Origin of the sequence: Cylindrospermopsis curvispora GIHE-G1 (assembly GCF_014489415.1) — a bacterium.
Lineage (GTDB): Bacteria > Cyanobacteriota > Cyanobacteriia > Cyanobacteriales > Nostocaceae > Raphidiopsis > Raphidiopsis curvispora_A.
Genome location: NZ_CP060822.1, coordinates 3,672,334 through 3,684,221, shown reverse-complemented (window position 1 = coordinate 3,684,221; position 11,888 = coordinate 3,672,334). Strand labels below are relative to the sequence as shown.

The 11,888-nt window shown below is 41.4% G+C and carries 13 protein-coding genes; 4 read left to right on the top strand and 9 right to left on the bottom strand.

Annotation, left to right across the window (positions count from 1 at the left end; translation table 11 throughout):
• The first annotated feature begins 27 nt into the window (after window positions 1-27).
• Window positions 28-1,266, top strand: a complete 1,239-nt coding sequence (locus tag IAR63_RS16515) for an MFS transporter (RefSeq protein ID WP_235678302.1) — start codon at window positions 28-30, stop codon at window positions 1,264-1,266.
• A gap of 7 nt (window positions 1,267-1,273) precedes the next feature.
• Here the strand turns inward: IAR63_RS16515 and IAR63_RS16510 are convergent, their stop codons facing one another.
• The 4 genes from IAR63_RS16510 to IAR63_RS16495 form a co-directional block, all read right to left on the bottom strand.
• Complete coding sequence (locus IAR63_RS16510) at window positions 1,274-2,614, bottom strand: MFS transporter (RefSeq protein ID WP_235678301.1); 1,341 nt, start codon at window positions 2,612-2,614, stop codon at window positions 1,274-1,276.
• A gap of 63 nt (window positions 2,615-2,677) precedes the next feature.
• Window positions 2,678-4,072 carry a TldD/PmbA family protein gene (locus IAR63_RS16505; RefSeq protein ID WP_187706024.1) on the bottom strand — a complete coding sequence of 465 codons (1,395 nt, stop codon included), beginning with the start codon at window positions 4,070-4,072 and terminating at the stop codon, window positions 2,678-2,680.
• A gap of 36 nt (window positions 4,073-4,108) precedes the next feature.
• The gene (locus IAR63_RS16500) at window positions 4,109-4,540 is read right to left on the bottom strand and encodes a hypothetical protein (protein ID WP_096546226.1); all 432 of its coding nucleotides are present in this window, start codon (window positions 4,538-4,540) and stop codon (window positions 4,109-4,111) included.
• 2 nt (window positions 4,541-4,542) lie between these two features.
• Window positions 4,543-5,334 (bottom strand): TIGR01548 family HAD-type hydrolase, encoded by a 792-nt coding sequence (locus tag IAR63_RS16495; RefSeq protein WP_187706023.1) that lies wholly within the window; start codon window positions 5,332-5,334, stop codon window positions 4,543-4,545.
• Between the two features lie 183 nt (window positions 5,335-5,517).
• Between IAR63_RS16495 and IAR63_RS16490 the strand changes: the two genes are divergently transcribed.
• Window positions 5,518-6,039 carry a hypothetical protein gene (locus IAR63_RS16490; RefSeq protein ID WP_187706022.1) on the top strand — a complete coding sequence of 174 codons (522 nt, stop codon included), beginning with the start codon at window positions 5,518-5,520 and terminating at the stop codon, window positions 6,037-6,039.
• Between the two features lie 4 nt (window positions 6,040-6,043).
• On the opposite strand, the gene IAR63_RS16485 is transcribed toward IAR63_RS16490, so the two are convergent.
• The gene (locus IAR63_RS16485) at window positions 6,044-6,829 is read right to left on the bottom strand and encodes a Cif family virulence factor (RefSeq protein ID WP_187706021.1); all 786 of its coding nucleotides are present in this window, start codon (window positions 6,827-6,829) and stop codon (window positions 6,044-6,046) included.
• Window positions 6,830-7,102: 273 nt separating this feature from the next.
• Here IAR63_RS16485 and murG point away from each other — a divergent pair, with 273 nt between their 5' ends.
• Together murG and IAR63_RS16475 are read left to right on the top strand one after the other, a co-directional pair.
• A complete protein-coding gene (gene murG, locus IAR63_RS16480; RefSeq protein ID WP_187706020.1) occupies window positions 7,103-8,221 on the top strand; it encodes an undecaprenyldiphospho-muramoylpentapeptide beta-N-acetylglucosaminyltransferase in 1,119 nt (372 codons plus the stop codon).
• Between the two features lie 91 nt (window positions 8,222-8,312).
• Window positions 8,313-8,612 carry a 30S ribosomal protein PSRP-3 gene (locus IAR63_RS16475; protein WP_006276705.1) on the top strand — a complete coding sequence of 100 codons (300 nt, stop codon included), beginning with the start codon at window positions 8,313-8,315 and terminating at the stop codon, window positions 8,610-8,612.
• Window positions 8,613-8,681: 69 nt separating this feature from the next.
• Here the strand turns inward: IAR63_RS16475 and atpC are convergent, their stop codons facing one another.
• The 4 genes from atpC to IAR63_RS16455 all read right to left on the bottom strand — a co-directional run bounded on the left by atpC (window position 8,682) and on the right by IAR63_RS16455 (window position 11,805).
• Window positions 8,682-9,095: an ATP synthase F1 subunit epsilon gene (gene atpC / locus IAR63_RS16470; RefSeq protein WP_096546234.1), complete on the bottom strand. Its 414-nt coding sequence runs from the start codon at window positions 9,093-9,095 to the stop codon at window positions 8,682-8,684.
• A gap of 71 nt (window positions 9,096-9,166) precedes the next feature.
• Window positions 9,167-10,615, bottom strand: a complete 1,449-nt coding sequence (gene atpD, locus IAR63_RS16465) for a F0F1 ATP synthase subunit beta (RefSeq protein ID WP_061547079.1) — start codon at window positions 10,613-10,615, stop codon at window positions 9,167-9,169.
• 154 nt (window positions 10,616-10,769) lie between these two features.
• Complete coding sequence (locus IAR63_RS16460; protein ID WP_006276708.1) at window positions 10,770-11,168, bottom strand: ExbD/TolR family protein; 399 nt, start codon at window positions 11,166-11,168, stop codon at window positions 10,770-10,772.
• The gene (locus IAR63_RS16455) at window positions 11,152-11,805 is read right to left on the bottom strand and encodes a MotA/TolQ/ExbB proton channel family protein (protein WP_187706019.1); all 654 of its coding nucleotides are present in this window, start codon (window positions 11,803-11,805) and stop codon (window positions 11,152-11,154) included. The genes IAR63_RS16460 and IAR63_RS16455 overlap by 17 nt, the downstream gene beginning before the upstream one ends.
• Window positions 11,806-11,888: the final 83 nt, after the last annotated feature.

Here is an 11,888-nt window from a genome sequence, read left to right as displayed (position 1 = left end):
CAACTATTTTACCTGATTGGTATCTCTATGACCAGTTTTGCTCTCAATATATCTGTATTTAGGCAAACAGGTTCAGCCACACAGTTCGCCTTACTCATGCTAACTTGCACCATACCACCGATCATTATTTCCCCTGTAGCAGGAACCTTGGTGGATAAATGGGATCGACGCATGACAATGATTATTGCTCACATTATTATAGGAGTACTGACTCTAAGTTTGTTGATTATTGCGACTATTGGTCAGATAGAAATCTGGCAAATTTATTTAATCAACATTTTTGCCTCCATAATTGGCACATTCAGTAACCCTGCGTATAAAGCCGCCATTACCTCTTTGGTTCCCGCAGAAGAACTATCAAGAGCCAGCGGGATGGTACAACTATCTATGGGGATTCAGCAGATTGTCGGACCTTTAATTGCAGGTGCAATTTTGGATGTAATCCATCTACAAGGGATTTTAACAATTGATTTTCTAGGATTATTAATTGCCCTAACCACTCTGATATCAGTCAAGTTTGGTGAGAAAATCCATCGGACTGAGGAAAACAATTACCAACCAAGTATATCCTTTTTATGGCATGTTTTATGGCGAGACGTTACGGATGGTTGGACTTATTTGATCAAATGTCCTGGACTAACAAGTCTTGTGATTATTTTGACAGTTTATCAATTTTCAATTGGCTTCGTGACTGTACTATTTTATCCTTTGGCTCTGAGTCTAACTACCCCATCTGAACTGGGAAAAATCGTGTTTCTTAGTGGTATTGGTATGATTTTGGGATCCCTATTGATGAGTAGTTGGAAATACCAATGGCAAAACTTAATTACCACAATTCTGATAGCTATGTCATTGAGCGGAATGGCTATAGCCATTGGCGGTTCACGTCCCTCGTTACTGCAAATGTATATTGGCACCATACTATTTTTCTTTAATACCCCCTTCATTAATGGCATGATTCAAATTCTCTTCCAAACAAGAGTTGCTGAAAACTTACAGGGAAGAGTCTTTGCTCTAACTGGTGCAATTTCAAGCGCTGCAACACCTTTAGCATCCATAGTTGCCGCACCCCTATCTGACTATGTATTTGAACCATTAATGGGATTTGATGGCACTTGGTCAAAAGCATTTATAGGCCAGTTAATAGGTACTGGTCCTGGTCGTGGTACTGGACTTTTGTTTGTAATAGTTGGTTGCTTCATTACAACAACTGCCATCATTGCTTCCCAACATCCTAGAATTCGCCAATTAGAACTTGCTGAGTAAAAAACGCTTATGAATCTTTCACAACTTCCTTAGCGGAAATGCTAAACTCATTGTTGGTCCTTAAATTTTTATCTTTCTGCTTTAAATGGATATATAAGATAATAGAGAGAAAAAATAGTATCATTCCCGCCATAATTATCAAAAGTCCAATCCCCCTTCCTTCACCAGTCCCTATAATTGACCCCATACTAGTAGATAGTAAACCACCTTCTAATAACATCGGTTCAAACAAATCGTCGCTCAAAGGACTAGCAGTTAGATTACCAATAGCTAATGCTAACCCTATTACTGTGTTAAATAAAGAAAGAACACGACCTTGAATATTGCCATTAACACTAGACTGCCAAATCGTGCTATTGGTGCTAAGAGTAATTGGTAATGAGAAAAATGATATAAAAAGACCAAGTGCAATAATGGGAATAGAAGGGGAAAATCCCGCAATTACCAATCCTACACCATTTAATGCCGTAAAAGTAAACAGAGTAGAAGTATGTTTTTTACCTCCTCCCCAAAGGGTCATGCTTAAACTACCACCTACCATTCCACAAGCAGCTATTGACATAATAACACTAAAACTCTGAGTGGAAGAAAATGATAAAACTAGAGGGTTTATCAAAACCGTTGTCATACCATCTACTAAGAAATGAATGCTCATGAATGCTAGCAAAATTAATAAAGTATTATTCTCGACAACGGCATTCCAACCATAAGCAATATCGTGAATAATCGTATTAACTCTCACACTCTGATTTGATTCAATTATGGGTTCCGGTTGAGGAATATCAATAATCAAAAGAGTAAGTAGTCCCACAAAATAGGAACATAAGTCAACCATCAGTAACCCCTGGATTTGTATACTAGCGAGGAGTATTCCCGCTAAAATTGGTGCCGTTAGTTGTCCCAAAGCTGTACTAAAGTGAATTAACCCATTTGCTCTCCCTATCTGGTGTTTCTTAACCATCATTGGCAAAGCTGCACCTTTGGCAATCATTTGAAAAGAACCGCACACTGAAGTGCAAAATGCCGTTATGTAGGTATGCCAAACCTGTAAATTGTTTGTTAGTAGAAGCACTATAAGCGTTAGCGTTACAGTAGCTGCAGCTAGGTCACTAAAGATTATGGTCCATTTGCGATTCCATCTGTCTACTAATGCACCAACAAAAGGGGTGATTAATACCCCAGGCAGGGTTGTAAAAAAAACAACTAAGCTTAATCCGGCAACCTCATGAGTATTTTGATAGACCCAGATTCCTAACCCAAATCCTGTTAAACGATTCCCAATCTCTGATACAGATTGTCCTAGCCAAAAAATAATGAAATTACGCAGTTCTTTAGTAGTATGACTCACATGCTTAACCAACTTTTACTATACTTCCCTACTACCCATCATACTACCATATCAAATATCACTCTAACTTTCTCCCCCCACAACCACATTTCTAATCCTTAAACTGGGTCCACCACAACCCACAGGTAACCCATTCTGTCCCCCTTTACCACATCCCCCGGATTCATCCCAGTGAAAATCATCCCCAATTCCCTCTATATCTGCTAAAGTCTGAAAAACATTGCCGGATAAGGTTACATCTTTTACCGGTTCCCCTATTGTACCATTTCTAATCATCCATGCTTCACCCGCACTAAAGGTAAACATCTCTCCATTGGTCATTCCCCCTAACCAATTACGTGCATATACTCCTTCTTTTATATCTGTAAATAAATCCGCCACTGGTGTTTTACCCCTTCCTATCCAAGTGTTGGTCATCCTCACAATAGGGGAAAAATGATAATCTAAACAACGAGCATTACCTGTGGGCTTTTCTCCCAATTTACCCGCAGTTTCACGGGAGTGTAACCTTCCTACTAACACCCCATCTTCAATTAATTGGGTGGTTGTGGCCGGTGTCCCCTCATCATCGTACAAATAACTACCCCGATGACCTGGATCTGCTGCACCATCAAAAATTTGCAGTTCCTCTGGACCAAAACGTCTCCCCAAGGTCATCACTTCCAGTAAATCCGGATTCTCATAGGCCATGTCCGCTTCTGAAAGATGACCGAAGGCTTCATGCACAAATAATCCTGTTAATATGGGATCAATAACTACGGTGTAGGTGTTACCTTTGACTGGTGGTAGGGATAAGGCCGTGACGGCTCTTTGGGCAGCTCCTTGTACTATAGTATCTAAATTGACTAAGTCATCATAATCTTTACGTGAACCTACTGTTTCCCTCCCAGTTTGTACTGTGTCCCCATTCCTGGCTGTGGCAGCAAATCTCATTTCCATATCTACCCATGACTGCTCTATCAGGGTTCCTTCAGAAGTGGCAATTATTACTTTCTGACTACTATCGTTGTAACGAACGGATGTGGTCGTGATCCGAGAATCAACGCCCTTTAGTATTTCCCGGTAGCGATCGCATAATTGTTTTTTCTTTTTTAAAGAAACCGTGGATGGGTCAATACCAGTTATGCCCAGTTTGGAAGTGGATCGAATAACAGGGATAGGAGCGAGAATGGTTTGTTCATCTCCCACTGTGCGTGCTGCGGAGATAGCTTCTTGGATGCGTTCTTCAATATCGGCAATGTGGTTGAAGCTAGTTAAACCCCAACCCCCTTTATGACAAGCCCGAACATGGGCACCCATGGAAACGCCCTCGCTAAGAGTTTCTACTTTATCACCACGCAACAAGATATCTGTTCCCTCTGCTTCTTCTAGTCGAATCATTAAGTAGTCAACCTGATCTTTATAGCGAGAAATCAGGTCAGTAAGTAAATCTTGGGTGTCCTTGGTTAGTCTAAACATCTTCCTAGTTTTGTTTATAAGCTTGGCTATAATTATTCAACCATCTTGATTAGATCTAAAAACATATTTTTCAGCCACTTTCCAATAACGGGAAAATCTTTTCAGGTCAATAAAACCATCATAATCAAAAAATGGTTCCACTGCTAATACTTCCAAATCTAAATGGGGGCGAATCAGATCACAAATTTGTGCAAATTTGGGACTAGGACTCTTGGTGGTGATAACTAAACCAGTATTGTTTTCTCTAGCAAATCTAATCACTTCCTGTGCTATATCTCCTCGGCGAATTTCCACTGGTAACTCTATTAGACATTCATAAATGAAAGTTATTCTTTTTAAGCTGAGTTGCCATTCTGCAATTAAAGCATCATCCCAGACCCAAATTGCTGGACTACCAGGATATTTCTTGAAAGCAGGACTATGGGGACTTAAACAGTCTCCGTTGACCCAAACTATTGGTTGATTCATCTTCAAATATTTACTATATTTACTAATTCAGCGGTTTTTGATGGTGTCAACTCCTGAACATTAGTCAACAATATATTTGCACCTGCTTGCAGCATAATTTTCTGATAAGCATCTCTGCGGGATGGGGTTTCCTGAACATGGGGTGGTAAAACCCCCACAGCTACCCAGGTTCGAGAACTGTCCAAAATTTTGGCTTTGGCTACAGTGTGCATATCCGCTACTGTATCCCCCACATATATAACCGGTTGTTTTTTGTGTTGGTCTTGTTTAGCAATTTCTAAAAGATTAATAGTAGCAAAAAGTCCTGTAGGGTCAGGTTTACCAGGTGCATCTTCCATGGCGATTAAAACCGGAGATTTTAAACCTAAGCGCCGCTCCAACACATAACTAGCAGATCCACGAGTTGCACCACTAAAAAATCCCCAGCTGATATTTGCCTGGGTCAGGGACTCTAAATAGGTTGGTTCTAATAATAGGGGTTCATCACAAATATAACCATTCCAGTTTTCTGTGTCAGTACCGCGATAACGGGATTGAAAATAGGCAACAATGCCCTCATAATCTAATTGTAACTCTTCCCTTTGGTAACCCTGACTAACAAAGTAACGGTAAATCAACTCTTGGGAACCCTCCCAATCATTGTTCCATATGCCCTCAGATTTGAGGTCGTCAATATCCGTGACCGTAGGACGATAGGCATAGTTAGTAAAATATTCTACTGTATCTGCCAAAGCACGGCGGTAAGAACCACTCACATCCCGAATTACACCATCAATGTCAAAAACAATTATCATACTCAGGTCAAGAGCTAAATATATATATTAAATCAAATTTAAAGATTGTCTGGCAACTTTGCACAACTGGGGATCTTTGTCAAGACCAGATATTTGGATGGAAACAAAAAATATTCAGTTGCACCACCTCTGATATTATATGCATGTAGCCAGGCGAAAACTATAAAATCAAGGTGTGGAAACATGTTTAAAGTTTACCCCAAGCAGCTATTAACCTACTACCTCCAGGAACAATTTAGGTACTACCATGTGGTTTTTCTAGGGTTACTAGCATTATCAGGAGCATGCTCAATCAGCTACCTCATGGGTCAAAATCAAGTGAAAAGTTCATTGAGTCGCCCATCTGTACAGGTAGCTAAAGTGGTAACAACCAGACCGAGTTCTATAAAGGTTGTCAGACCTATAGTGAAGATCAATAAGCAAAAAGCGGTCAAATCTGTTTGGAATTTACCACAAGTACAACGGAAAGCCAAGGAGATTAAAACCCTTTCCCAAGGAGCTATTGATGTGGGTGTAGTTGTTAGCAGCTATCCAAAAACTAATCAACCATTCTACACCATCAAAGTGTTAGAAAATCACCCTGACAGCACCACCAGTCCGGTTTATTGGTTTCGAGTTTCCAGCTCTAATGGTGCAATTCAACCCCTGGATTTAGTAAGTAATAAATACACAACTTTGGCAAACTGGAATCCCGATGGTATTTAACCAACTAATTCCTAACCACTTTCAGCCTTTGAGTAATCATGGTAACACCTTCATCGCGAACAATGACGGCGGAAATCCATTGGTTTACTGGTTGTAAGGGAGCAGTGCCAATTTTAAATAACCCCCCCGTACTAAGTAATTCCAAGTTTATTGGTGTAGGATTAAGATACTTGTTAGGTTTGATAGTTTCTTCCATAGCAGTTCCCAAGAGGAAGTCATTACCTAATGGTTCCTTCACAATAGCATCAAAAGTATATTTCTCACCCACTTTCACTTGTTGTGGTAACCTAAATTCCACCTGGGGAGGTTTTTTCCCCGATGTCATTTGAGTTCGTTCTGACAAAATTTCTTGATGGGTAATTTGTGCACCTGTAATCTGCTGTCTTGAAGTGATAGCCGCATTTATGGCAAGAGGGCTCGTCCTGTCGGAGGACTGGCCCGTAATCCGGGTTACAGTTTCCGCAATGATAGTCTTACCGTTTGACTTCCAGGATCGTAATTTTGTCTCATAGCTCAATTTTGGATATCTTTGCCAAAAGGATTTTAAAGACTCCTCCATAGCTTGTCTGGTTAATCCATCCCCATGGGTAAATTTAGAACTATAAAATCCCATGACTCCCTTGATGTCACCACGACTGGAAGCAGCATCAATTTGAGCAATCAGCTTTTTCAGTTGGGGGGGTGCATTATCTGGAGTTACTGTTTGTGCGTATGCACAACTCCCTCTATCCAGACTCAACAAGAGTGACAGCAGAGAAATACTAAAGAGTAGTTTTTGGTTTGGCTGCATGAATAAATCAACAAGTTCAAATAAGTTTAGTGAATTTAGTTAATAGTGGCTAACAAAAGCTACTACTAATAAGAGTTTACTAAGTTCTCTACACAAGCTCAGGAATTTCTGATCCCCCGTAGGATGGGAAAATTCTGTGTTAAATAACGGTAAATAACAGGATATATTGCCAGCTGCGTTGTATCCCATTGTAAGATCCTATTATAGGACGCAATCAAAAAAATGCAGTAACTACAAAACAATCTGAGGAATAAACGACATAACGGTATTACTATGGTAAACGGAAGGTTAAAACTATTAGTAGCTGCTAGTGGTACGGGTGGACATTTATTTCCGGCGATCGCCCTGGCCGAGAAATTGACAGAATATGATATCGAATGGTTAGGAGTACCCAATAGACTGGAAACCGAGCTAGTGCCAAACCAATACCCCCTACATACTATCCCAGTGGAAGGTTTTCAGAAGGGTCTGAGTTTAGCTTCTTTAACTGTCATCTGGAAACTGGTCCGGTCCATTTTTCGGGTGAGACAGATTCTTCATCAAGGTCGGTTTCAAGGAGTATTCACCACAGGTGGCTATATTGCCAGTCCAGCTATTATTGCAGCTCGTTCTTTGGGTTTACCAGTTATTTTTCATGAGTCCAATGCTCTACCTGGAAAGGTGACCCGATTTTTTGGTTCCTATTGCACTAGAGTGGCTATAGGATTTGACGTAACTACCAAATATTTACCCAATGCTAAAACTGTGTATGTTGGCACCCCCGTGCGATCGCAGTTTTTAAATCGAAAAATCAGTTCTCCACTAGAGTTACCCATACCGGACGAAGCACCCTTAATTGTAGTTTTTGGGGGTAGTCAGGGAGCAGTAGCGGTCAATCAATTGGTTAGACAAGCAGTAATTGCTTGGTGCAATGCGGGAGCTTATGTTGTCCACTTAACGGGAGATAAGGATCCTGATGCTAAAAGTTTACAACACCCCCAATACATAGTTTTTCCCTTTTATGATAATATGGCAGGTTTGTTGGGTCGAGCTAATCTAGCCATTAGTCGTTCTGGAGCTGGGAGTTTAGCCGAGTTGGCAGTCTGTGGTACTCCTGCTATTTTAATTCCCTATCCCTTTGCAGCGGAAGACCATCAATCCTACAATGCTGCTGTTTTTACCAAGGCGGGTGCTGCTTTAACTTTTCAACAATCAAAACTGACGGCAAAAACCTTACAAAACCAAGTTTTAGAACTATTAAAGTCGCCAAAAATCTTACAGGAAATGAGTCATAGAGCTCAAGCTATAGCTGTTGTCGATAGTGCTGAGCAATTGGCTGACCTGGTGAGACAGATTTTTAGTCCCAACCAAACCCAAACCAAGAGTTCACAAAAACGAGAAATTTTCCATTGATTTTAACTCTTTACTTCCCGTCAAGTTTTAGATTAGAATGAGGGATTGCAAACCATAGCAAGTTATAGCCGGATTTTCCCCGGAGGTACGATTGACCAAATTTATCTTAAAAATTCTCTGGTTAGATGATAATGTAGCCTTAGCAGTGGATCAAGTTGTCGGTAAAGGTACTAGTCCCCTGACTAAATATTTCTTCTGGCCCCGTAATGATGCTTGGGAAGAACTCAAGAAGGAGTTGGAATCCAAGCACTGGATCAGTGATCCTGATCGCGTGGAATTACTGAACAAGGCCACAGAGGTAATTAATTATTGGCAGGAAGAAGGTAAAAACCGCCCCATGTCTGAAGCACAGTTAAAGTTTCCCGAAGTTGCTTTCACTGGTAGCACTTGATTGCTCCCCCCGCCAATTCAACCTGCATGATGGTTACTACCACCATGCAGTCTGTTATTTATTTTAGCCTCATACCATACCACCAGCAGCTTGGAAACGAGCTCGGGCCCGTTTTAATGCTGCCGTAGCCTGTATTTGGGCTTGCCTATCTCCTGCTGGAACCTGGTTTATTTTGGTCTGGGCTGCGTTAAATTCTGAACGAGCTTCCTCTAAATTAATAGACTCACCACGTTGAGCCCCATTCACCAGAATGGTTACTTCATCTTCTTCAACTTCCGCAAAACCACCTCCAAGAGCTATGGACTGCCAGCTGGCATTTTTTTCTGCCCTTACACGCATTACACCTATGTCCAATGCGGTCAACATGGGAGCATGACCACTTAACACACCTAACTGACCAGTAGTGCTAGGGAGAATTACCTCATCAGCAGGACCATCCCAGACGGTTTTATCTGGGGAAATTACACGAATGGTTAATGTCATCTGTCTGTTTTCCTTGATTATTTCCAATTTGTCAGTCACTAGTCTCAAGAACTAGTGACTAGTGACAATGACTAACCCTTCAGTTTTTGAGCCTTGGCGATCGCTTCGTTGATATCACCCACCATGTAAAAAGCTTGTTCTGGTAGGTCATCCAACTCACCGGCCAGAATTTTTTGGAACCCTTTTATGGTGTCTTCCAACTTCACATACTTACCGGGGGATCCAGTAAATACTTCAGCTACAAAGAATGGTTGAGACAAGAACCGCTCAATCTTACGAGCACGTGCTACGGTTAGACGGTCGTCTTCAGACAATTCATCTAAACCTAAGATAGCAATAATATCTTGTAACTCTTTATAGCGTTGTAATGTAGCCTGTACGGAGCGAGCAATGTCATAATGCTCTTTACCAACAATACTGGGCTGTAACATTGTAGAAGTAGAACCCAGGGGATCCACTGCTGGATAAATACCTTTAGCAGCCAAACCACGGGATAATACTGTTGTACCATCCAAGTGAGCGAAGGTAGTAGCAGGTGCGGGATCGGTTAAGTCATCCGCAGGTACATACACAGCCTGAATAGAGGTAATAGATCCTTCGGTGGTGGAGGTGATACGTTCCTGTAAAGCGCCCACGTCAGTACCCAAGGTAGGTTGATATCCCACAGCGGAGGGCATACGTCCCAGGAGAGCGGATACTTCAGAACCAGCTTGTACGAACCGGAAAATGTTATCAACAAATAACAGTACGTCTTGTTTATTTACATCCCGGAAGTATTCTGCCATAGTTAAGCCAGACAAACCAACCCGCATTCTAGCTCCAGGTGGTTCATTCATTTGCCCATAAACTAGGGCAATTTTAGACTCATTGAGGTTTTCTTTATTGATTACCCCGGATTCGATCATTTCGTTATAGAGGTCATTACCTTCGCGGGTGCGTTCACCTACACCCGCGAATACGGACACACCACCATGTTGAGTAGCGATGTTGTTAATCAACTCCATCATGATCACGGTTTTACCAACACCAGCTCCGCCAAATAGACCGATTTTACCACCACGTCTGTAGGGGGTTAACAGGTCTACAACCTTGATACCGGTTTCAAACACAGAAGGTTTAGTTTCCAGATCTGTGAGTTTAGGGGATTCACGGTGAATGGGTAAGGTTTCCTCATTGTTGACAGGACCTTGATTGTCTACAGGTTCGCCTAAAACGTTGAAAATACGTCCTAAAGTAGCCTTACCTACAGGCACACTGATAGGTGCGCCCGTATCCACAACTTCCAACCCACGAACCAAACCATCAGTGGTACTCATAGCCACAGCTCGGACTTGGTTATCGCCTAAAAGTTGCTGTACTTCAACGGTGAGGTTGATTTCCTGTCCAGCTTCGTTAGTGCCTTTAATGGTCAAAGCGTTGTAGATTTGGGGGAGTTTACCGCCAGGGTATTTAACGTCTACAACCGGACCAATTACTTGGGTAATGTAACCTATGTTTGTTTTTTCTGCGGTGGTGACCATGCTGCGCCTAATAAATGAAGCTATTTTTGGTCAAGTTGGTCTTCAAAGACCACAAGATCAAGCAATATCATCTTTTAGGTTAGCACTTAACGATCCCATCTTTGCTCTAAATTCATCATTTGCCAAGAATTTCCTTTGGAGAAAATCTCTCCTCCTATTTCTTGGTCGCTATGGCCAATTTCACTCCTTCCACTTGTCTTATTTGATCCATTACCCCTACTACCTGCCCATGGTTAACGGATTTGTCTGCATTAATTACTACAATTAATGGCTGTGATGGTTTTCTTTGTGATTTTACTTCTTCTGGCAACTGCTCTAAATTAATTTTTTGTTGATTCAAAAAAATCTGTCCCTGGGCATCAATTGTCACCGTTATTTGGGGAGGGGGACCAGCTTGGGTTGTTCCCGCTTGCGGCAAATTCACTGGTAAGCTATTGAAACGGGTCAAGTATAAAGATGACATGATAAAAAAAGTCAAGATTGCGAATATAACATCAATCATGGGCACAATATTAATTTGTGCTGGTATATCCGGTTCATCTGGTAGACGCATAGGATTTATCTCCCCGTTCATAACGACGACGGTATAATAGTTCTAGTTGTCCCCCGTATTCTTGTATTAAGGCTATTTGCCTTTGGTAAAGACCTCGAAAGGAATTGGCAAATAAGAGAGTGGAAATGGCTACAATGAGACCTGTAGCAGTAGAAACTAAGGCCTCGCTAATACCACCGGTAACACCCGCTGTTTGACTCCCTCCCACATTGCCAAGATTTAGAGAAGCAAAGGAATTAATCAGTCCCAGTACGGTTCCCAATAATCCTAGTAGGGGGGCCAAGGCAATAATGGTGTCAAAAACTGTGGTGAATCGTTTTAATAGGGGTATTTCCGCCTGAGCTTCAGTTTCCAAGGCCAAACGAAATTCCTCCGGGTTAGGTTCTTCTAGTTCTAAAGCAGTCAAAAAGATCCGGGCTATGGGTAAATCAGCATTCTTTTGCAGAATATCAATGGCATTAACTAAGTTATTTTGACGATATAGATTCAATACGTATTTAACTACTCTTTCCTGTCGCCTGGTAATTTTTGACCAAAACCAAATACGCTCAATAATTAGTCCTACGGCAATTATGGAAGACAATAGCAGTGGCCACATGACCACGCCACCAGCTATAAATAATTGTTTAATATCCATACTGATTCTTCATACCTTCGCTGAAAACAAAAAATAATTTACCTCGTGCCATTTTCCTATATACCAACCACAAAAAGCAAACA

Excerpts from the sequence above, each read along its gene's own strand:
- IAR63_RS16485 (WP_187706021.1), bottom strand. The coding sequence starts at position 6,829 with ATGCAGCCAAACCAAAAACTACTCTTTAGTATTTCTCTGCTGTCACTC.
- IAR63_RS16490 (WP_187706022.1), top strand. The coding sequence starts at position 5,518 with ATGTTTAAAGTTTACCCCAAGCAGCTATTAACCTACTACCTCCAGGAA.
- murG (WP_187706020.1), top strand. The coding sequence starts at position 7,103 with ATGGTAAACGGAAGGTTAAAACTATTAGTAGCTGCTAGTGGTACGGGT.
- IAR63_RS16495 (WP_187706023.1), bottom strand. The coding sequence starts at position 5,334 with ATGATAATTGTTTTTGACATTGATGGTGTAATTCGGGATGTGAGTGGT.
- atpD (WP_061547079.1), bottom strand. The coding sequence starts at position 10,615 with ATGGTCACCACCGCAGAAAAAACAAACATAGGTTACATTACCCAAGTA.
- atpC (WP_096546234.1), bottom strand. The coding sequence starts at position 9,095 with ATGACATTAACCATTCGTGTAATTTCCCCAGATAAAACCGTCTGGGAT.
- IAR63_RS16500 (WP_096546226.1), bottom strand. The coding sequence starts at position 4,540 with ATGAATCAACCAATAGTTTGGGTCAACGGAGACTGTTTAAGTCCCCAT.
- IAR63_RS16515 (WP_235678302.1), top strand. The coding sequence starts at position 28 with ATGACCAGTTTTGCTCTCAATATATCTGTATTTAGGCAAACAGGTTCA.
- IAR63_RS16455 (WP_187706019.1), bottom strand. The coding sequence starts at position 11,805 with ATGGATATTAAACAATTATTTATAGCTGGTGGCGTGGTCATGTGGCCA.
- IAR63_RS16505 (WP_187706024.1), bottom strand. The coding sequence starts at position 4,072 with ATGTTTAGACTAACCAAGGACACCCAAGATTTACTTACTGACCTGATT.
- IAR63_RS16460 (WP_006276708.1), bottom strand. The coding sequence starts at position 11,168 with ATGCGTCTACCAGATGAACCGGATATACCAGCACAAATTAATATTGTG.